Source organism: Amycolatopsis eburnea (assembly GCF_003937945.1).
Lineage (GTDB): Bacteria > Actinomycetota > Actinomycetes > Mycobacteriales > Pseudonocardiaceae > Amycolatopsis > Amycolatopsis eburnea.
The window spans coordinates 664,977-684,226 of record NZ_RSEC01000058.1; the positions used below are offsets into that span (position 1 = coordinate 664,977).

Annotated in this window: 24 protein-coding genes; 20 read left to right on the forward strand and 4 right to left on the reverse strand. The window is 70.1% G+C overall.

The genetic code is table 11. The features are described from left to right. Positions 1–19: 19 nt before the first annotated feature. The 14 genes from EIY87_RS28595 to EIY87_RS47775 all read left to right on the forward strand — a co-directional run bounded on the left by EIY87_RS28595 (position 20) and on the right by EIY87_RS47775 (position 11,602). A complete protein-coding gene (locus tag EIY87_RS28595; RefSeq protein ID WP_125312939.1) occupies positions 20–1,177 on the forward strand; it encodes a glycosyltransferase family 4 protein in 1,158 nt (385 codons plus the stop codon). Positions 1,178–1,226: 49 nt separating this feature from the next. Then, positions 1,227–1,670, forward strand: coding sequence for a hypothetical protein (locus EIY87_RS28600; protein WP_125312940.1), 444 nt, complete (start codon positions 1,227–1,229; stop codon positions 1,668–1,670). A 523-nt stretch (positions 1,671–2,193) separates the two neighbouring features. Beyond that, positions 2,194–2,979 (forward strand): F0F1 ATP synthase subunit A, encoded by a 786-nt coding sequence (gene atpB, locus EIY87_RS28605; protein WP_086861260.1) that lies wholly within the window; start codon positions 2,194–2,196, stop codon positions 2,977–2,979. A 55-nt stretch (positions 2,980–3,034) separates the two neighbouring features. Beyond that, positions 3,035–3,292, forward strand: coding sequence for an ATP synthase subunit c family protein (locus EIY87_RS28610; protein ID WP_026468506.1), 258 nt, complete (start codon positions 3,035–3,037; stop codon positions 3,290–3,292). Between the two features lie 29 nt (positions 3,293–3,321). Further along, positions 3,322–3,882 (forward strand): F0F1 ATP synthase subunit B, encoded by a 561-nt coding sequence (locus tag EIY87_RS28615; protein ID WP_125312941.1) that lies wholly within the window; start codon positions 3,322–3,324, stop codon positions 3,880–3,882. A gap of 6 nt (positions 3,883–3,888) precedes the next feature. After that, positions 3,889–4,713: a F0F1 ATP synthase subunit delta gene (locus EIY87_RS28620; protein WP_125312942.1), complete on the forward strand. Its 825-nt coding sequence runs from the start codon at positions 3,889–3,891 to the stop codon at positions 4,711–4,713. Positions 4,714–4,769: 56 nt separating this feature from the next. Continuing rightward, positions 4,770–6,407 carry a F0F1 ATP synthase subunit alpha gene (gene atpA, locus EIY87_RS28625; RefSeq protein WP_125312943.1) on the forward strand — a complete coding sequence of 546 codons (1,638 nt, stop codon included), beginning with the start codon at positions 4,770–4,772 and terminating at the stop codon, positions 6,405–6,407. A gap of 11 nt (positions 6,408–6,418) precedes the next feature. Next, on the forward strand, positions 6,419–7,357 hold the full coding sequence (locus EIY87_RS28630) for a F0F1 ATP synthase subunit gamma (RefSeq protein ID WP_125312944.1): 939 nt from the start codon (positions 6,419–6,421) through the stop codon (positions 7,355–7,357). Then, positions 7,357–8,784, forward strand: coding sequence for a F0F1 ATP synthase subunit beta (gene atpD, locus EIY87_RS28635; RefSeq protein WP_125312945.1), 1,428 nt, complete (start codon positions 7,357–7,359; stop codon positions 8,782–8,784). The genes EIY87_RS28630 and atpD overlap by 1 nt, the downstream gene beginning before the upstream one ends. 204 nt (positions 8,785–8,988) lie before the next feature. Further along, a complete protein-coding gene (locus EIY87_RS28640; protein ID WP_125312946.1) occupies positions 8,989–9,354 on the forward strand; it encodes a F0F1 ATP synthase subunit epsilon in 366 nt (121 codons plus the stop codon). 25 nt (positions 9,355–9,379) lie between these two features. Beyond that, on the forward strand, positions 9,380–9,814 hold the full coding sequence (locus EIY87_RS28645) for a DUF2550 domain-containing protein (protein WP_125312947.1): 435 nt from the start codon (positions 9,380–9,382) through the stop codon (positions 9,812–9,814). Between the two features lie 66 nt (positions 9,815–9,880). Continuing rightward, complete coding sequence (locus EIY87_RS28650; protein ID WP_125312948.1) at positions 9,881–10,201, forward strand: putative quinol monooxygenase; 321 nt, start codon at positions 9,881–9,883, stop codon at positions 10,199–10,201. Positions 10,202–10,211: 10 nt separating this feature from the next. After that, a complete protein-coding gene (aroA, locus tag EIY87_RS28655; protein ID WP_125312949.1) occupies positions 10,212–11,450 on the forward strand; it encodes a 3-phosphoshikimate 1-carboxyvinyltransferase in 1,239 nt (412 codons plus the stop codon). After that, positions 11,450–11,602: a hypothetical protein gene (locus EIY87_RS47775; RefSeq protein WP_158641375.1), complete on the forward strand. Its 153-nt coding sequence runs from the start codon at positions 11,450–11,452 to the stop codon at positions 11,600–11,602. Before aroA ends, EIY87_RS47775 begins: the two co-directional genes overlap by 1 nt. Here EIY87_RS47775 and EIY87_RS28660 read toward each other — a convergent pair. Continuing rightward, positions 11,599–12,171, reverse strand: a complete 573-nt coding sequence (locus EIY87_RS28660) for a cob(I)yrinic acid a,c-diamide adenosyltransferase (RefSeq protein WP_125312950.1) — start codon at positions 12,169–12,171, stop codon at positions 11,599–11,601. The two genes, EIY87_RS47775 and EIY87_RS28660, sit on opposite strands and share 4 nt — an antisense overlap. A 61-nt stretch (positions 12,172–12,232) precedes the next feature. On the opposite strand from EIY87_RS28660, the gene murA reads away from it, so the two are divergent. Next, complete coding sequence (gene murA / locus EIY87_RS28665; RefSeq protein ID WP_125312951.1) at positions 12,233–13,507, forward strand: UDP-N-acetylglucosamine 1-carboxyvinyltransferase; 1,275 nt, start codon at positions 12,233–12,235, stop codon at positions 13,505–13,507. Between the two features lie 50 nt (positions 13,508–13,557). After that, complete coding sequence (locus tag EIY87_RS28670; RefSeq protein WP_125312952.1) at positions 13,558–14,133, forward strand: Uma2 family endonuclease; 576 nt, start codon at positions 13,558–13,560, stop codon at positions 14,131–14,133. A 1-nt stretch (position 14,134) separates the two neighbouring features. Here EIY87_RS28670 and EIY87_RS28675 read toward each other — a convergent pair whose 3' ends face one another. After that, a complete protein-coding gene (locus EIY87_RS28675) occupies positions 14,135–14,728 on the reverse strand; it encodes a TetR/AcrR family transcriptional regulator (RefSeq protein WP_125312953.1) in 594 nt (197 codons plus the stop codon). A gap of 93 nt (positions 14,729–14,821) precedes the next feature. Here EIY87_RS28675 and EIY87_RS28680 point away from each other — a divergent pair, with 93 nt between their 5' ends. The 3 genes from EIY87_RS28680 to EIY87_RS28690 are packed head-to-tail and all read left to right on the forward strand — an operon-like array spanning position 14,822 to position 17,251. Beyond that, complete coding sequence (locus EIY87_RS28680) at positions 14,822–15,253, forward strand: nuclear transport factor 2 family protein (RefSeq protein WP_125312954.1); 432 nt, start codon at positions 14,822–14,824, stop codon at positions 15,251–15,253. Next, positions 15,246–16,064 (forward strand): NmrA family NAD(P)-binding protein, encoded by an 819-nt coding sequence (locus EIY87_RS28685; RefSeq protein WP_125312955.1) that lies wholly within the window; start codon positions 15,246–15,248, stop codon positions 16,062–16,064. Before EIY87_RS28680 ends, EIY87_RS28685 begins: the two co-directional genes overlap by 8 nt. Further along, positions 16,061–17,251 carry an alpha/beta hydrolase family protein gene (locus EIY87_RS28690; protein ID WP_125312956.1) on the forward strand — a complete coding sequence of 397 codons (1,191 nt, stop codon included), beginning with the start codon at positions 16,061–16,063 and terminating at the stop codon, positions 17,249–17,251. The genes EIY87_RS28685 and EIY87_RS28690 overlap by 4 nt, the downstream gene beginning before the upstream one ends. On the opposite strand, the gene EIY87_RS28695 is transcribed toward EIY87_RS28690, so the two are convergent. After that, a complete protein-coding gene (locus EIY87_RS28695) occupies positions 17,248–17,871 on the reverse strand; it encodes a LysE family translocator (RefSeq protein WP_125312957.1) in 624 nt (207 codons plus the stop codon). The two genes, EIY87_RS28690 and EIY87_RS28695, sit on opposite strands and share 4 nt — an antisense overlap. Continuing rightward, complete coding sequence (locus tag EIY87_RS28700; RefSeq protein WP_125312958.1) at positions 17,871–18,497, reverse strand: LysE family translocator; 627 nt, start codon at positions 18,495–18,497, stop codon at positions 17,871–17,873. The genes EIY87_RS28695 and EIY87_RS28700 overlap by 1 nt, the downstream gene beginning before the upstream one ends. Before the next feature lie 144 nt (positions 18,498–18,641). Here EIY87_RS28700 and EIY87_RS28705 point away from each other — a divergent pair, with 144 nt between their 5' ends. Continuing rightward, positions 18,642–19,163 (forward strand): YdbT family protein, encoded by a 522-nt coding sequence (locus tag EIY87_RS28705; RefSeq protein WP_125312959.1) that lies wholly within the window; start codon positions 18,642–18,644, stop codon positions 19,161–19,163. Positions 19,164–19,250 lie beyond the last annotated feature (87 nt).

Consider the following 19,250-nt stretch of genomic DNA (forward strand, 5'->3'; position numbering starts at 1 on the left):
CCGCGAGCGTGACGCACCCGTGCCGCCCACATCCGGTCTCCTCCCCATCCGGGAATACATCCTCGTCGCGCTGACCGCGACGGCCGTGACCTACCTGCTGACCGGCCTCGTCCGCCGGCTCGCCATCCGCGTCGGCGCGATCGCCAACCCGCGGGCGCGCGACGTCCACGTCGCCCCGATCCCGCGGATGGGCGGCGTCGGCATCTACCTCGGCGTCGCCGGCGCGATGGGCCTCGCCCACCAGCTGCCCGCGCTGTCGCACGGGTTCGACGCCTCGTTCGACTCGGTCGGCGTGCTGCTCGCGGCGGGCGTGATCTCGCTGATCGGCGCGCTCGACGACCGGTTCGAGCTGGACGCCTGGACGAAGCTGGCCGGCCAGGTCATGTGCGCCGGGATCCTGGTCATCTTCGGCGTGCAGTGGGTGTCGTTCTGGGTGCCGTGGGGCGGCAGCGGCGACTCGTTCGGCTCGGTGCTGGTGCTCGACAAGAACCAGGGCGCGCTGCTGACGGTCGTGATGGTCGTGGTGATGGTCAACGCGATGAACTTCGTCGACGGCCTCGACGGCCTGGCCGGCGGGCTCGGCTTCATCGCGGCGGCGGCGACGTGCGCGTTCTCGCTGGGTCTGCTGGACAGCTCCGGCGGCGACGTCGGCACCTACCCGCCGGCGCTGATCGCGGCCACGCTCGCCGGCGCCTGTCTGGGCTTCCTGCCGTACAACTTCCAACCGGCGAAGATCTTCATGGGCGACTCGGGCTCGATGATGATCGGCCTGATGCTCGCGGGAGCGACGACGTCGGCGTCCGGCCGCGTGCCGTACCCGCAGTTCAGCGGCAAGGACGCGATCGCGCTGCTGTCGCCGCTGGTGGTCGTGGCGGCGGTGCTGTTCGTGCCGATGCTGGACCTGATCATGGCGGTCGTCCGCCGCACGCGCCGCGGCGAAAGCCCGTTCGCGGCCGACAAGATGCACCTGCACCACCGCCTGCTGGAGATCGGCCACTCCCAGCGCCGCGCGGTCCTGCTGATCTACTTGTGGGCCGGGATCCTGGCGTTCGGCGCGGTGTCGGTGACGCTGTTCGACGACGCCGCGGCGCTGTGGATCATCGGGGCGGGCCTGGTGTTCGCGGTGGTGGTTTCGATCGTGCCGCGGCTGCGCTCGCGCAACCAGCCGGGCACCTGACCGGCGGGGTTCTCTACACTCGGTGGCTGAACCGAGCAGGGAGCCAGCCGTGAGCGAGACCGAAACCGAAGCGCAGGAGAACCCGCACGCCAAGGTGGTGCTGCAGGCCGCCCGCGCGATGACGAAGGCTTCGCTGCTCGTCACCCCGCCCGCGGTGCTCGTCTGCATCGTGCTCTTCAGCATCCTCAACGGCCTGCCCGGCTTCCTCGGCTCGCTCGTCGGCGCGGTCCTCGCGATGGTCGCGTCGCTGTCGACGCTGGGCCTGATGCGCTTCAGCGCGGGCCAGGACCCGATGTTCGTCATGGTCATCGCGCTCGGCGGGTACGTCGTGAAGGTCGTCCTGCTGTTCGGCGCGCTGACGCTGCTGAAGGGCGTCACCGCGCTGCACCCGATGTCGCTCGGCATCACGATGATCGTCGCCATCCTGGTGGCCGCCGCGGCCGAGTTCGCGGCCTTCCGCAAGACCAAGATCCCGACGATCATCCCCTCCTGACGCCGTCCGTTTTGCCGGACAGTTCCGTTACGCTCGGTGAACCCCCGTGCGGCCGCCAGAGTGTGACCGGTGCCACATAGCGTGTCGGCCGAACACCGGCCCGGGACCCTTCAGCAGGGCCGTTCCGGAGCGGGTCCCGTACCGCTCCGGACCTCGGTCCCTGGTGGACCCGGGACCTAAGTCCTGGGCTGATCGGTGGGTATGGAGTACGCGTGTACGGCACTGATTGACCTGCTGGTATGGTCCGCGTCAAGGGTGGCGGCCTCGTCCGCGCACTCCCTAAGACGAACCGCGATCAGCAGTGTGGCGACCGTGTAGTTCCGCCTCGTCCACCTCTGGTCCGAAGTAGACCGCAGGGCAGTGTTCACGCGAGAGAACCCCGTGTGCAGAACGTGAAGCCGTGTTCTGCGGACAGTGGGGTAGCCGCCTCCGACGTCCCGATACGTATCGGGTACGTTAAGTCCAGATCGTGACGATTCCCCCGGCGGAGTGAACGCCGGCCGGGAGAACCGGAAGGAGCCCAGTGGGCGCGCTGGTTTTGGCCGAGGGTGCGGTATTCGCGCCGCCCGGCGCCGAAAGCTTCGAGTTGCCGGCGTTGTTCGGCGGGGTCACCAAGCCGATGCTGCTCGTCGTGGCTTCGGTGGTCATCATCGCGACGTACTTCCTGCTGGCGACCCGCAAACTCCAGGTCGTACCGAGCAAGGGGCAGTTCGTAGCGGAGTCGATCTACGACTTCAGCCGCAACAACATCGCGCGCGAGCAGATCGGCTCGAAGGACTTCAAGCCGTTCGTACCCCTCGTTTTCGCACTGTTCACCTTCGTGCTGGTGAACAACCTCTACGGGATCATCCCCGTCCTGCAGTTCCCGACCATGGCGCGCTTCGGTTTCCCGGTCGCCCTGTCGGTCCTCGTCGTCTACCCGGTCTACCACTTCGTCGGGTTCAAGCGGCACGGTTTCGCGGGCTACTTCAAGAAGGAACTGGCCCCGCCGGGCGTGCCGAAGGCGGTGCTGCCGCTCTTCTCGCTGATCGAGTTCGCGGAGAAGTTCTTCCTCAACCCGCTGACGCTCGCCATCCGTGTTTTCGCCGCCATGTTCGCGGGTCACCTGATCCTGGCGGTCTTCACCCTCGGCGGCACCTTCCTGCTGACCGAGACGTCGAGCTGGGCGCTGAAGCCGGTCTCCCTGGTGGCGTGGATCTTCGCCATCGGGATGACCTTCCTCGAGGCCTTCATCCAGGTGCTGCAGGCCTACATCTTCGCCCTGCTGTCGGCTGGGTACATCGGCGCCGCGCTGGCGTCGGAGCACTGAGAACACAAGCCCCCGATCCACGCGAGCGCGTGGACCGAAGTGAAGGGAAATGCACGTGAGCAACATCGTTCTGGCCCAGGCCGCCGAGCAGGCTGTCAACATCAACCCCGGCCTCGCCGCGATCGGCTACGGCCTGGGCGCGATCGGCCCGGGCATCGGTGTGGGTCTGATCTTCGCCGCCGTCATCAACGGCACCGCGCGCCAGCCGGAGGCGCAGGGCAAGCTGCAGGGCATCGGCTTCTCGACCTTCGTGCTTACCGAGGTGCTCGCCCTGATCGGCATCGTCATCTACTTCATCGCCTCCGCCGCCTGAGTTTCGGCTCATCGCTTTAAGGAGACGCCGTGCTGAACAGTGCCTTGGTCCTCGCCGCAGAGGGCGAAACGCACAACCCGATCATCCCCGACATCTCGGAGCTGATCCTCGGCATCGTCGCCTTCCTCATCCTGCTGTTCATCCTCAAGAAGTACGTCGTCCCTCGCTTCGAGGCCGCGTACGAAGAGCGTGCGCAGAAGATCGAGGGTGGCATCGAGAAGGCCGAGAAGGCCCAGGCCGAGGCCGAAGAGGCCCTGGCCACGTACAAGGCCCAGCTGCAGGAGGCCCGGACCGAGGCCGCCAAGATCCGCGACGACGCGCGGCTCGAAGCCGAGCAGATCAAGGCGGAGCTGCGGGCCGAGGCCGAGGCCGAGTCCCAGCGCATCGTCGCCCAGGGGCAGGCCCAGCTGCAGGCCCAGAAGGCGCAGATCATCGCCGAGCTGCGGGCCGACATGGGCCGCAACGCCGTCGAGCTGGCGAGCCGCATCGTCGGCGAGTCGCTCGAGGACGAGGCGCGCCGTCGCGGCACCGTCGACCGGTTCCTCGCGGAGCTGGAGACCGCCGGTGCCTCCAACGGAGCGGGGAAGTAGCCAGAAATGACGCTGCATGCTGCGAGCCGTGAAGCGCTCGGCCTCGCCGAGGAACGCCTCGGCGAGGTCCTGGCCGACGCGGGAGCCGACGCGGCCACGGTCGGCGACGAGCTGCTCTCGGTCGTCGACCTGCTGGACCGGGAAATCGGCCTGCGCCGGGCGGTGAGCGACGCTTCGACGTCGCCGGAGGCGCGCACCGCGCTGGTGCGCCGGCTGTTCGACGGGAAGCTTTCCGAACCGGCCCTCAAGGTGCTCGACGCCGTGGCGGGCAGCCGCTGGTCCAGCCCTCGCGAGCTGGTCGACGGGCTCGAAGAGCTCGGCCGCTCGGCGCTGCTCACCGCCGCCGAGAAGACCGGGAACGTCGACACCGTCGAGTCCCAGCTGTTCCAGGTCGCGCGGGTCGTGGCCGGCGCTCCGGAGCTGGAGGCCGCGCTCTCCGACCTGGCCGGCCCCGCCGACGCCAAGCGCACGCTGGTGCGCGGGCTGTTCGCCGACAAGGTGGACGTGGTCACCGAGACACTCGTCGAGCAGGTCGTGCGCCGGGCCAAGGGCCGCGGCGTCGGCGTCGGGCTCGACAAGCTGGTCAAGCTGGCCGCGGAACGGCGCCAGCGTTCGGTCGCCTACGTGACCAGCGCGAACGCCCTGACCGACGAGCAGACCGCCCAGCTGGGCGCGAAGCTCGACGCCATCTACGGGCGGCCGATCGCGCTGCACGTCGAGGTCGACCCCCGGCTCGGCGGCGGTCTCGTCGTCCGCGTCGGCGACGAGGTCATCGACGGGAGCGCGGCGGGCCAGCTGGCGGCGCTGCGCAGGCGGCTGGCCCGGGCATAGCCCAGGTCACACAAGACTTTGCATACTGGCAAGAACGAAGCGAGAGCGGGAAAGACATGGCCGAGCTGACGATCTCCTCGGATGAGATCCGTAGCGCGATCGAGAACTACGTCTCGAGTTACGCCCCGGACGTGAGCCGGGAAGAAGTTGGCGTCGTGGTCGACGCCGGTGACGGCATCGCCCACGTCGAGGGGCTCCCCTCGGCCATGGCGAACGAGCTGCTCGAGTTCCCCGGCGGTGTGCTGGGTGTCGCCCTGAACCTCGACGCCCGCGAAATCGGTGCCGCGATCCTCGGCGACTTCGAGAGCATCGAAGAGGGCCAGCAGGTCAAGCGCACCGGCCAGGTCCTTTCGGTGCCGGTCGGCGACGGCTACCTCGGCCGCGTCGTCAACCCGCTGGGTGCGGCCATCGACGGCCTCGGCGAGATCGAGACCACCGAGCGCCGCGCGCTGGAGCTGAAGGCCGCTTCGGTCGTCGAGCGCCAGCCGGTGTCGGAGCCGCTGCAGACCGGCATCACCGCCATCGACGCGATGACCCCGATCGGCCGCGGCCAGCGCCAGCTGATCATCGGTGACCGCAAGACGGGCAAGACCGCCGTCGCCGTGGACACGATCATCAACCAGAAGGCCAACTGGGAGACCGGCGACCCGAAGAAGCAGGTCCGCTGCATCTACGTCGCCGTCGGCCAGAAGGGCTCGACGATCGCCGCGGTCAAGAAGTCCCTCGAGGACGCGGGCGCGATGGAGTACACCACCATCGTCGCCGCCCCGGCGTCCGACTCGGCCGGCTTCAAGTGGATCGCGCCGTACACCGGCTCGGCCATCGGCCAGCACTGGATGTACGAGGGCAAGCACGTCCTCATCGTGTTCGACGACCTGACCAAGCAGGCCGACGCCTACCGCGCGATCTCGCTGCTGCTGCGCCGCCCGCCGGGCCGCGAGGCGTTCCCCGGCGACGTCTTCTACTTGCACTCCCGTCTCCTCGAGCGCTGCGCGAAGCTGTCGGACGAGCTGGGCGCCGGCTCGCTGACCGGTCTCCCGATCATCGAGACCAAGGCGAACGACGTGTCGGCCTACATCCCGACCAACGTCATCTCGATCACCGACGGCCAGTGCTTCTTCCAGTCGGACCTGTTCAACGCCGGTCAGCGCCCGGCCATCGACGTGGGTATCTCGGTGTCCCGCGTGGGTGGTGCCGCGCAGGTCAAGGCGATGAAGTCGGTCTCCGGCTCGCTCCGGATCGACCTGTCGCAGTACCGCGAGCTGGAGGCCTTCGCGGCCTTCGCCTCGGACCTCGACGACGCCTCCAAGGCGCAGCTCGAGCGCGGTGCCCGGCTGTACGAGGTGCTCAAGCAGCCGCAGTACTCGCCGATCCCGGTCGAGGAGCAGGTCGCCACGGTGTACCTGGGCACGAACGGCCACTACGACTCGGTCCCGACCGAGGACGTGCGCCGCTTCAACCACGAGTTCCTGGACTCGGCCCGCCGCAAGCACGCCGACGTCCTCGCCGCGATCCGCGACACCGGCAAGTTCGAGGACGAGACCGCGGACAAGCTGGTCGCCGCCGTGAACGAGTTCAAGAAGGAGTTCACGACCTCCGAGGGCAAGCCGCTCGAGGAGAACGCGGACGCCATGGAAGCCGACAAGGTCGGGCAGGAGACCGTCAAGGTCAACAAGCCCGCCCCGAAGAAGTGAGCTGGTAGCTCATGGCCGCACAACTCCGGGAACTCCGGTCGCGCATCAAGGCGACCAAGTCCATCGGCAAGATCACGAAGGCGATGGAGCTCATCGCCACCGCGCGCATCACCAAGGCGCGGGCGCGGGTCGCCGCCTCCCGGCCGTACGCGGACGAGATCACGAAGGTGCTCTCGGCGCTGGCCGGCGCGGCCACCACGCTCGACCACCCCATGCTGGTCGAGCGCCCGAACCCGAAGCGGGCCGCGGTCCTGGTCGTGACCAGTGACAAGGGCCAGTGCGGTGGGTACAACTCCAACGTGCTGCGCGCGACCGAAGAGCTGCTCGCCCTCCTGCGTTCGGAGGGCAAGGAGCCGCAGGTCTACGTCACCGGCAACAAGGGGCTGAACTACTACCGGTTCCGGGGCCGCGAGGTCGTGGACGGCTGGACGGGCTTCTCCGACCAGCCGGGCTACGCGAACGCGGTCGCGGCCGGTGACGCCCTGGTCGAGTCGTTCATGCGGGGCGTCGACGACGAGCACGGCAACGCCGACGGCATCGCGGGTGTCGACGAGATCCACATCGTCTACACCGAGTTCGTGTCGATGCTGACCCAGCGGCCGACGGCCAAGCGCGTCGCGCCGCTCGAGGTCGAGTACTCCGAAGGCGAAGAGGAGAAGCCCGCCGGGCTGCTCCCCAGCTACGAGTTCGAGCCGAGCGCCGACAAGCTGCTGGACGCCCTGCTGCCGAAGTACATCAACACGCGGCTCTACGCGGCGTTGCTCGAGTCGGCGGCGTCCGAGCTGGCCGCCCGCCGGACGGCGATGAAGGCCGCGTCGGACAACGCGAACGAGCTGGTGGGCAACCTGACGCGGGAGATGAACCAGGCCCGCCAGGCGCAGATCACTCAGGAGATCTCCGAAATCGTCGGTGGCGCGAACGCGCTCACCGCAGCAGGAAGTGATGATTGATGACCAGTACTGAAGCCCCGCGCGCCAAGGGGCGCATCGTCTCGGTGACCGGGCCGGTCGTCGACGTCGAGTTCCCGCGCGGTTCCGTTCCCGACCAGTTCAACGCGCTCAAGGTCGACATCGAGTTCGAGCAGCTGCGCAAGACGGTGACCCTCGAGGTCGCCAGCCACCTGGGCGACAACCTCGTCCGCACGATCTCGCTCCAGCCGCAGGACGGCCTGGTCCGGGGCGCCGAGGTCACCGACACCGGCGGCCCGATCACGGTCCCGGTCGGCGACAAGGTCAAGGGCCACGTCTACAACGCCCTCGGCGAGTGCCTCGACGAGCCCGGCTACGGCGAGGACCTCGAGCGCTGGGGCATCCACCGCAGCGCCCCGTCCTTCGACCAGCTCGAAGGCAAGACCGAGATGCTGGAGACCGGCCTCAAGGTCGTCGACCTGCTCACCCCGTACGTCCAGGGTGGCAAGATCGGCCTGTTCGGCGGTGCCGGCGTGGGCAAGACGGTGCTCATCAAGGAGATGATCACCCGCGTCGCCCGGAACTTCGGTGGTACCTCGGTGTTCGCGGGCGTCGGCGAGCGCACCCGTGAGGGCAACGACCTCTTCCTGGAGATGTCCGAGGACGGCGTCATCAACGACACCGCCCTCATCTTCGGCCAGATGGACGAGCCGCCGGGCACCCGCATGCGCGTCGCGCTGTCGGCGCTGACCATGGCGGAGTACTTCCGCGACGTCCAGAACCAGGACGTGCTGCTGTTCATCGACAACATCTTCCGGTTCACCCAGGCGGGTTCCGAGGTGTCGACCCTGCTGGGCCGCATGCCTTCCGCGGTGGGTTACCAGCCGACGCTGGCCGACGAGATGGGGCAGCTGCAGGAGCGGATCACCTCGACCCGGGGTCGTTCGATCACCTCGATGCAGGCGATCTACGTCCCCGCGGACGACTACACCGACCCGGCTCCGGCCGCGACGTTCGCCCACCTGGACGCCACCACCGAGCTCTCCCGGTCGGTGTTCCAGAAGGGCATCTTCCCGGCGGTGGACCCGCTGGCGTCGACGTCGACGATCCTCGACCCGGCCATCGTCGGTGAGGACCACTACCGCGTGGCCTCCGAGGTCATCCGGATCCTGCAGAAGTACAAGGAGCTGCAGGACATCATCGCGATCCTCGGTATGGACGAGCTCTCGGAAGAGGACAAGCTGACCGTTCAGCGCGCGCGCCGCATCGAGCGGTTCCTGTCGCAGAACATGCTGGTCGCCGAGGCGTTCACGCAGATCCCGGGCTCGACGGTGCCGCTGTCGGAGACCATCGAGTCGTTCGACCGCATCACCAAGGGTGACTTCGACCACTACCCGGAGCAGGCGTTCCTGGGTATCGGTGGCCTCGAAGACCTCGAGAAGAAGTACAAGGAAATCACCAAGAAGTGAGTCATATTCGGATCAGGCCGGCGCGACGGACCGCAGGTTCACCACCCGCCGCACTTTGCGCCGGCCGACGTCTGAATATGGCTCACCTGACTTCCTGAGCACGGCGGGGGCAGTGTCCTATGTGGACTCGGGCCCCCGCCGTTCTCATAGCTTCAGACAGACCTATTACACTCGGTGGTAACACCCCGAGCGAAGGAGTGCTACGTGGCTGAGATGTCCGTGGAGCTGGTGGCCGTCGAGCGCCGTCTCTGGTCGGGTACCGCCACTTTCGTGGTGGCGCAGACCACCGAGGGCGAGATCGGCATCATGGCCGGCCACGAGCCCGTGCTCGGGCAGCTCGTCGAGGGTGGCGTGGTCAAGGTGACGACCACCGACGGCGAGACGGTCTGCGCGGCCGTGCACGGCGGGTTCCTGTCGGTCACCGGCACCGGGGTCAGCATCCTCGCCGAGAGCGCCGAGCTGTCCGACGAGATCGACGTCGACGCGGCGAAGGCGGCACTGAGCGCCGACGACGAGACCGAGCGGACGAGGGCCACGGCCCAGCTCCGCGCGGCAGGTCAGTCGGCCTGAGCGGGAGACGGGCAGGAGCCGGGCCGTGAAGATCACCGTGGTCGTAGTCGGGCTCCTGATCGTGCTCGCCGTGCTGGCCGCCTGGTACGGCCAGCGGTGGATCCGGATGCGCCGCGGTGGCGGCGTGAGCGTCGCGCTGCGGTGGCGTCCGGACGCCGCGCGGTCCAGCTGGCACCTGGGGCTGGGCCGCTACGAGGGCGACGAGTTCGTCTGGTATCGCGTGTGGAGCCTGCGGACCGGCCCGGACCGCGTCTTCCAGCGGGAAAGCATGCAGATCGCCGACCGACGGGACCCGTCCGGGAGCGAGGCCTACGCCGTTCCCGAGGGCTCGACCGTGCTGCGCTGCGAGTCCGAGACCCAGGAGGCGATCGAGATCGCCATGGGCCCGGGCGCGCTGACCGGCTTCCTCTCCTGGCTCGAATCCGCCCCGCCCGGGCGACGCCTCCCGCGCGCCTCCTGACTGTCTCGCTGTGTTTGTCTCAAACTGGGACAGCCACGGCTCCGGATTTGGCCTACGGTTGAGCGCATGATCTTCATCGTGGTCAAGTTCCCGGTCAAGCCCGAGCACGCCGAAGCCTGGCCGGAAATCGTCGCCGACTACACCCGGGACACCCGCGCCGAAGCGGGCAACCGGTTCTTCGAATGGTCCCGCAGCCTCGAGGACAAGAACACCTACGTGCTGGTCGAGGGCTTCGACGGCCAGGACGCGGCCGTCGCGCACGTCGGGTCCGACCACTTCAAGTGGGCCGTCGAGAACCTGGGTGCCTACATCAGCGACAACCCGCGGATCATCAACGTCCAGGACGCCTCCGACTGGGGCCCGATGGCCGAGATCCAGCCGCACTAAACTGGGGTCCGTGACCCTCGTCGAGATCCCCGGCTCCAAGTCCGTCACCGCCCGCGGCCTGTTCCTGGCCGCCGCCGCGCACGGCACCACGACCCTCGGCCGTCCGCTGCACTCGGACGACACCGAGGGCTTCGCCGAGGGGCTCGTCAAGCTCGGCTACCGCGTCGACCGGCAGCCGGGCGCGTGGACGATCGAGGGCCGCCCGTCCGGCCCCGGCGTCGCTTCCGCCGAGGTCTTCTGCCGCGACGGCGCCACGACGGCCCGGTTCCTGCCCGCGTTGGCCGCGGCCGGTAACGGGACGTTCCACTTCGACGCCTCCGACCAGATGCGCCGGCGCCCGCTCGGGCCGCTGACCGACGCGCTGCAGGAGCTGGGCGTCGACCTCGAGTTCGGCGGCGAGCCGGGCCACCACCCGCTGACCGTCCGCGCGGACGGCGTCAAGGGCGGCGAGCTGACCCTGGACGCGGGGCTGTCGTCGCAGTTCCTGACCGCGTTGCTGCTGCTCGGGCCGCTGACCGCGGAGGGGCTGCGGATCACGGTGACCGACCTGGTGTCGGTGCCCTACGTCGAGATCACGCTCGAGATGATGCGGCGCTTCGGCGTCGACGTCCGGCGCGAGGGGAAGACGTTCGTCGTCCCGCCGGCGCCGTACCAGGCCTGCGAGTACCCGGTGGAGCCGGACGCGTCGACGGCCAGCTACTTCCTCGCCGCGGCGGCCGTCACGGGCCGCACGGTGACCATCCCCGGGCTCGGGTCTTCGGCACTGCAGGGCGACGTGAAGTTCGTCGACGTGCTGCGCGAGATGGGTGCGCACGTGGAACTTGCTGAGGACTCGGTGACCGTCGCGGGCCCGTCGGAAGGCCTGCGTGGCGTCACGGTCACCATGCGCGACATCTCGGACACCGTCCCGACGCTGGCGGCGATCGCGCCGTTCGCCTCGGGCCCGGTGCGCATCGAGGACGTCTACAACACGCGCATCAAGGAGAGCGACCGGCTCGACGCGTGCGAAGAGAACCTGCGCGCGTTGGGCATCGAGGTGGAGACGGGCCGCGACTGGATCGAAATCCAGCCCGGCACGCCGACGGGCGCGCTGGTCAAGTGCCGCCGCGACCACCGGATCGCGATGGCGTTCAGCATCACCGGCCTGCGCACGCCGGGCATCACGCTGGACGACCCGGACTGCGTGAAGAAGACGTTCCCCGGCTTCCACCAGGCGCTGGGGACCCTGCGAGAGAGCTGGGGTATCTGATGGCCGAAGAGAACCGCTTCGCGAAGCTCCCGGAGCGCGTGAAGCCGGAGGACATGGTCACGACGCAGGCCGTGGACCCGGCGTTCGACGGGACACCGGAGGTCGACCTCGAGCGCTACTGGGCCGCTCAGGAACAGGGCAGGCTGGGCTAGGGCTGCCCGCCCGGCTGCCACAGCACGTCACCCTCGGGGTTGGCCAGCCGGGCCAGGATGAACAGCAGGTCCGAGAGCCGGTTCAGGTACTTCACCGCGATCGGGTTCGTCGTCTCCGGCTCGGCCTCGTACAGCGCCCACGCGCTGCGCTCCGCGCGCCGGGACACCGTGCGCGCCTGGTGCAGGAAGGCCGCGCCCGGGGTGCCGCCCGGCAGGATGAACGACGTCAGCTTCGGCAGGCGCTCGTTGAACTCGTCGCACCAGCCTTCGAGCCGCTCGACGTACTTCTCCGTGATCCGCAGCGGCGGGTACGGCGGGTCGTCGGAAATCGGCAGGCACAGGTCCGCGCCGACGTCGAAGAGATCGTTCTGCACCACACGCAGGACGTCCGCGACTTCGGTGGTCAGCTGCCCGACGGCGATCGCGAGCCCCAGCACGGAGTTCGTCTCGTCGGTGTCCGCGTACGCGCCCAGCCGCGGGGACGTCTTGGGCACGCGGGACCCGTCGCCGAGCGCGGTCGTGCCGTTGTCGCCGACCTTCGTGTAGACGCGGTTGATGCGAACGACCATGAACCCACCATAGCGGCCCCCGCCCGGGCCGAATCCGGGCGAGAGGGCATGATTGGCGGCCATGAGCGAGCACTTCGACGTGCATGGCGGAGCCCGGCTGGTCGGCGAGGTCGACGTGGTCGGCGCCAAGAACAGCGTGCTGAAGCTGATGGCCGCGGCCCTCCTCGCGGAGGGCACCACGACCATCACGAACTGCCCGCAGATCCTCGACGTCCCGCTGATGGGCGACGTGCTGCGGAGCGTCGGCTGCGAGGTCGTCATCGAGGGCGACACCGCCACGATCACGACGCCTGCCGAGCTGTCGCACCGCGCGGACTCCGCGGCGATGGGCAAGCTGCGCGCGTCCGTCTGCGTGCTGGGGCCGCTGGTCGGGCGGCTGAAGCAGGCCGTCGTGGCGCTGCCGGGCGGCGACGCGATCGGCTCGCGCCCGCTGGACATGCACCAGAACGGCCTGCGCAAGCTGGGCGCGACGAGCACGATCGAGCACGGCTGCGTCGTCGCGAAGGCCGAGACGCTGGTCGGCGCGCAGATCTGGCTGGACTTCCCGAGCGTCGGCGCGACCGAGAACATCCTGATGGCGGCCGTGCTGGCCGAGGGCACCACGGTCATCGACAACTGCGCGCGCGAGCCCGAGATCGCCGACATCTGCACGATGCTCACCGAGATGGGCGCGAAGATCGAAGGTGCCGGGACGTCGACGCTCACGGTGCACGGCGTCGAGAAGCTGCACCCGACCACCCACAGCGTGATCGGCGACCGGATCGTCGGCGCGACCTGGGCGTTCGCCGCCTCGATGACCCGCGGCGACATCACCGTCCGCGGCGTCAACCCGCACCACCTCGACCTGGTGCTGAACAAGCTGGAACTGGCCGGCGCCGAGGTCGAGACGTTCGACGACAAGGGCTTCCGCGTGATCCAGCCCGAGCGCCCGAAGGCGGTCGACTGGGTGACGCTGCCGTACCCCGGCTTCGCGACCGACCTGCAGCCCTTCGCGGTGGCGCTGTCGGCGGTGTCCGAGGGCACGTCGATGATCACGGAGAACGTCTACGAGGCGCGCTTCCGCTTCATCGAGGAGATGGTCCGCCTGTCCGGCGACGCCCGCACGGACGGCCACCACGCGGTGGTCCGCGGCGTCTCCCAGCTGTCGAGCGCCCCGGTGTGGGCCTCCGACATCCGCGCGGGCGCCGGCCTGGTGCTGGCGGGCCTGTGCGCGGACGGCGTCACGGAGGTCTGGGACGTCTTCCACATCGACCGCGGCTACCCCCACTTCGTGGAGAACCTGAACCGGCTGGGCGCGCGCATCGAGCGGGTCAGCGGCGAGCCCGAGCGGAACTGAGTCCGGAACGCGTATCGTAAACTTCTGTAAACCGCGGACAGGGGGTTGCGATGACGGCGCTGCCCGACTGGATGGTGCTCCCGCCCGAGGGCCTTTCGGCCGAAGGATACGAAGCGCTGCCCGAAGAAGTCTGCCGTGTCATCGAGATCGTCGATGGAGCGATTGTCGTGAACCCGGCCCCGCGCCGCCCGCACCAGAAGATCATCCGGCGGATGTCCTACGCACTCGAAGAGGCGTGCGGGGCCGAGCTGGCGGTGGAGTTCGCCGTCGATCTCCGCTTGCGGGACGTGCCGTTGCTCAACCGCCGCCCCGATCTGGTGGTCTACGACGCGTCGCTGGACGCCGACACCGTACTGCGGCCCGAGCACTGCTCGCTGGTGATCGAAGTGATGTCCCCGGGCTCGATCACCGCCGACCAGACGGACAAGCCCGCGGAGTACGCGGCCGCCGGGATCCCGCACTTCTGGCGCGTCGAGAACGAGACCGACGACGTCCGCGGGCTCACGATCTTCTGCTACCGGCTGGATCCGACGACCCGCGTGTACACCTCGACCGGCGCGCACAAGGGCAAGCTGGCGGTGTCGGATCCGTTCGACTTCGCGATGGATCTGGCCGACCTGCTCTGAGTCAAGCGTCCTGCGCGCCGAGTGCGCGCAGGGCGTACGCCACCAGGCGGTCCACGTAGTCCGGCTCCGCCTCGGCCTGCCGGACCACCAGCCGCCAGTAGATGGGCGCGGCAAGGGCGTCGAGCGCCATTTCCATGTCCAGGTCCGCGGGTAGCTCGCCGCGGGTGATCGCGCGGCGCAGCATCGTCTCGCCGACCTCGCGGCGCGGGCCGCCGATGGCTCCGCGCAGGCCGGCGCCGTGGCCCGGGTTGCGGGCGTCCTCCGCGACCAGGTCCGGCAGGATCCGCGAGAACAGCGGGTGCGTGAGCCAGTCGATCAGCGCCTGCATCGTCTCGCGCAGGTCGCCGCGCAGCGAGCCCGTGTCGGCCTCCGCCGCGCGGGTCACGCTGAACTCCGTCACCACGGAGGCGATCATGTGCTCCTTCGACGCCCACCGCCGGTACAGCGCGCTCTTGCCGACGCCGGCGCGTTTCGCCACGGCTTCCATCGACAGCCGCCCGTAGCCCTGCTCGGCGAGTTCCCACATGACGGCTTCGCTGATGGCCTGCGTGACCTCGGGCTGGAGGACCGCGGCGCCGGTCGGGGTGCGTGCCATGGCGGCAGTGTAGCGGGTGGACGGAACGGTACCGTCCCGTCTATCCTGACGTCGGGACGGTACCGTATCGTCCAAACGTTCAAGGAGGCTGCGATGCGCGACTTCGTCGAGCACGCGCTCGATCTGCTGCTCAAGCACGACATGGCCGGGTTCGCCGGGCTCTGGGCCGAGGACGGCGTCCTCGAGTTCCCGTTCGCCGCTCCGGGCTACCCGGCGCGCGTCGAAGGCCGGGACGCCATCCGCGAGTACCTGCGCGACTACCCGAACCTCCTGGACATCCGGGAGGTCACGGCGAAGACCGTGCACGAGACCACCGACCCGGCCGTGGTCGTCGCCGAGTTCACCGTCGCCGGCGTCGTCGTCGCGACACAGAAGCCGTACGAGCTGTCGTACATCGCCGTGATCACCGTCGAGGACGGCGAGATCCGCCGCTACCGCGACTACTGGAGCCCGCAGGCCGCGGCGGACCTGCTCGGCGGCGCGGACGAGCTGACCGCGGCCTTCACCGGCGGCGACCGTGGCTGACGTCCTGGTCGTCGGCGGCACCGGCACCACCGGCCGCCGGGTCGTCGCGGGGCTGCGCGCGAACGGCGTCGCGGCGCGCGCGGCCACTCGCAAGCCCGGCGAGGCCGGTCAGGTCCGGTTCGACTGGGCCGACCGCACCACCCACGCCGGCGCGCTGCGCGGCGCGTCCGCCGTCTACCTGGTCGCGCCGATCGGCGAGGCCGCGCCGGCGGGGCTGGTGGCGCCGTTCGTGGCGGACGCGCTCGAGGCCGGGGTCCGCCGGATCGTGCTGCTCAGCTCGTCCGCCGTCACCGACGACACCCCCGGCCTCGGCGAGCTGCCGCGGCTGGTGCGGACGGCGCCGGAGTGGGCCGTGCTGCGGCCGTCGTGGTTCATGCAGAACTTCACCGGCGAGCACCTGGTGGCACAGGGCGTGCGGAACGGCGAGGTCGTCACCGCCACCGGGGACGGCCGGGTCGCGTTCGTCGACGCCGCCGACATCGCGGCGGTCGCCGTCCGCGCGCTGACCGACGCCGAACCGCACAACACCGAACACGTGCTGACCGGCCCTGGTGCTTTGAGCTATTCCGAAGCCACATCGATCATCGCCGCCCGCACCGGCCGCCCGGTGCGCCACCGCGCGGTCGGCACGGCCGAGTTCGCGGCGCACCTGACCGCGTCCGGCATCCCCGCCGGCTTCGCGCGCGTGCTCGCCGCGCTCGACGAGGACATCCGCCGTGGCACCGAAGACCGCGTAACGCCCGTCGTCGAGCGGGTCACCGGGCGGCCCGCCCGGTCGTTCGAAACCTTCGTGGAGGAAGAGATCCGATGAAGCAGCTCATGTTCGAAGAAGACGCGCAGTTCTGGTTCGAGACCCTGCGCCTGTTCGGCCACGCGTCCTACGGCGGCTCGGACTTCGGCGAGGTCCTGGCGGCGGCGTCGACGGTCAAGCCCGGTGACTACGACAGCTGGCACGACGCCTACCGCGGCCTGGCCGACCGCCTGTACGCCGAAGCGGCCGACGCGAGCCCGGTGACCGCGCGCGACCTGCTGCTGCGCGCGTCGACGTACTACTTCTCGTCGGAGTTCTTCCTGCACGGCGACCCGGCGGACCCGCGCATCGCGGCGGCCTACGACCGCAGCGTCGAGTGCTTCCGGCGGGCCGCCGTCGCCGAACCGGTCGAAATCCCCTACGAGGGAACGGTTCTGCGCGGTTATTTCTACCGCGCGCCGGGCGACGGCCCGAAGCCGCTGCTGCTGATGCACAGCGGTTTCGACGGCAGCGCCGAGGAGTGCCACTTCATGGGCGCGGCGGGCGGCGCCGAGCGCGGCTACCACGTGCTGACCTTCGACGGCCCGGGCCAGCCGAGCGCGATCCGGGACGGCGGCCTGGTGTTCCGGCCGGACTGGGAACACGTCGTCACGCCGGTGCTGGACTTCGCCCTCGGCCTCGACGGCGTCGATCCGGACCGCGTCGCACTGCTGGGCGTCAGCCTCGGCGGCGTACTGGCCCCGCGCGCGGCGGCGTTCGAACACCGCCTGGCGGCGGTCGTCGCGGTGGACGGCGTGTACGACGCGGGTGCGGCCGTGGTCGGCGCCCTGCCCTGGGACCGCGCGGAGATCGTCCGCCGGGCGAACGCCGCGGAAGACCCGGAGTTCGACGCCTTGCTCGCCGCCGGCCGCGAGGCGAACCCGACCCTGCGCTGGGCCTGCGACCACGGCCGCTACGTCCTGGGCGCGGCGACCGACCGCGAGTTCGTCGCGAAGTTCCTGGAGTACACGCTGGAGGGCGGCGTCGCGGAGAAGATCACCTGCCCGGTGCTGGTCTGCGAAGCGGCGGACGACCTGTTCTTCGGCGGCGAGCGGGAGACCGAGCCGCGCCGGCTGTACGCGCACCTGAACGCGCCGAAGACGCTGCTGACGTTCACCGCCGAGGAGGGCGCGGACGCGCACTGCCACGTCGGCGCCCAGCGCCTGGCGACCGGCCGGATCTACGACTGGCTGGACCGGACGCTCTAGCCTTCGAGCGCGAGCGCGGCCCCGAAGCCGACGAGCGCGGTGCCGGTGACGCCGTCGAGGGCGCGGCGGACCCGGCGCCGCTGCAGCCAGCCGCGGACGCGGTGGACGAAGAACAGCAGCAGCACCTGCCACACCAGTCCCAGCGCCGCGACCGTGTACGCCAGCAGCAGCGAATCGGCGAAGGTCGACGACGGGGTCAGGAACTGCGGCAGCACCGACAGGTACAGCACGATCACCTTGGGGTTGGTGATGTTGGAGAGGAACCCCTCGCGGAACCGGCGGCCGCGGGAGGCGCGGGCGCGGCGGACGTCGTCCAGCGCCGCGTAGTCACCGCGCCAGGCGCCGCGCAGGGCCTGGACGCCCAGGAAGACCAGGTAGGCCGCGCCGAGCCACTTCACCGTTTCGAACACCGGCTGGGAGCGGGTGAGCACCGCGCCCAGGCCGAGGGCCGCCGCGGTGCCCTGGAGGAAGTTCGCGGCCGTGATGCCGCCGCACGCCCACGCGCCGCCGCGCGCGCCGCCGGTCAACGCGTTCTTCAGCACGACCATCGTGTCCGGCCCCGGCATCATCGCCAGGAACGCCATCATCGCGGCGAACCCCGCGTACGTGCTCAGGGACATCAGGACTCCAGTGCGAGTGCGGCTCCGAAGCCGAGCAGCGCGGTGCCGGTGACGCCGTCCAGCGTACGGCGGACCCGGCGGCGCGCGAGCCACGCCCGCACGCGGTGCACGAACGCCAGCAGCACCAGGAGCCAGACCACGCCGAGCACCGCGACGGTGTAGGCCAGCGCCAGCGCGTCCCACGTCGTCGTGCGCACCGGGTCGAGGAACTGCGGCAGCACGGACAGGTACAGCACCAGCACCTTCGGGTTGGTGATGTTGGAGAGGAAGCCTTCGCGGAACCGCCGGAAGCCGCCGCCCTTGCGGCGCTGCGCCTGCTCCACGACGTCGTAGTTGCCGCGCCACGCCCCGCGCAGCGCCTGGAAGCCGAGGAAGACGAGGTAGGCCGCGCCGGCCCACTTCAGCGCGAGGAACACCGGCTGCGACCGCGCGATGAGGACGCCGAGCCCGAGCGCCGCGGCGCTGCCCTGCACGGCGTTGCCGGTGAAGATGCCGAGCGAAGCGAGCAGCCCGCCGCGGAACCCGCCGGACAGCGCGTTCTTCAGCATCACCATCGTGTCGGGCCCCGGCGCGAGCACGATCAGGACCACGATGACCAGGTAAGACCCGTACACACTCCACGTCACGGGCGCCACGCTAATCGACGGGAACGCCCTGGTCTCGCGGATTTCCGTCACAGCGCCGGTGCTCCGCGCGATCGACCGTCCACGCAGGGTGCGCGGCGCGCTCGAGGCTCGGCGGGAGGGGTCCCGGCGGAGTAGTGTTCGGCCATGTCAGCAGGGGAAATCGAGCTTCTGCCCGGTGAGCGCGTGCTCTGGGCGGGAGAACCGGTCCAGCGCCCGCTCTACGTCGCCGCGGACGGGGTGGTCGCCCCTGCCGGGCTCGTCGTCACCGCCGCCGCGGTCTGGTTCCTGCTCACCCAGCGGCCGTCCGGTGCCACCGCGGTCGTGGCCGTGGTCGTGCTGGCCCTCGGGCTCTACGGCGCGGTCGGCCGCTCCCTCGTCCGCTACCTCGCGCTCGGCCGGACGACGTACGCGGTGACCGACAGCCGGATCATCGCGCGCTCGGGCCTGTTCCGGCAGAAGGAGCGCGCCAGCGAACTGGCCGGCCTGGCGGCGCCGGTCCTCAAGCCCGGACCGTCGCGCACCGGCACGCTCACGTTCGGCACGCCCGGCGCCGTGACGCTGATCGGCGTCGGGGAGCCGAAGCGCGTGCGCGACCTGCTGACCAAGGCCATCGACGAGGCGAAGGCCCGCCAAGCGCCGCCGGAACCGGGTGCTCCGGCCGGTTGACGGCAGCGCGTGCGAAGTCACCCGGACGTGTTCGATTCCACTGCCACCGCAAGTTACCGGTCGGTACACTCGACGAAACGTCCACCG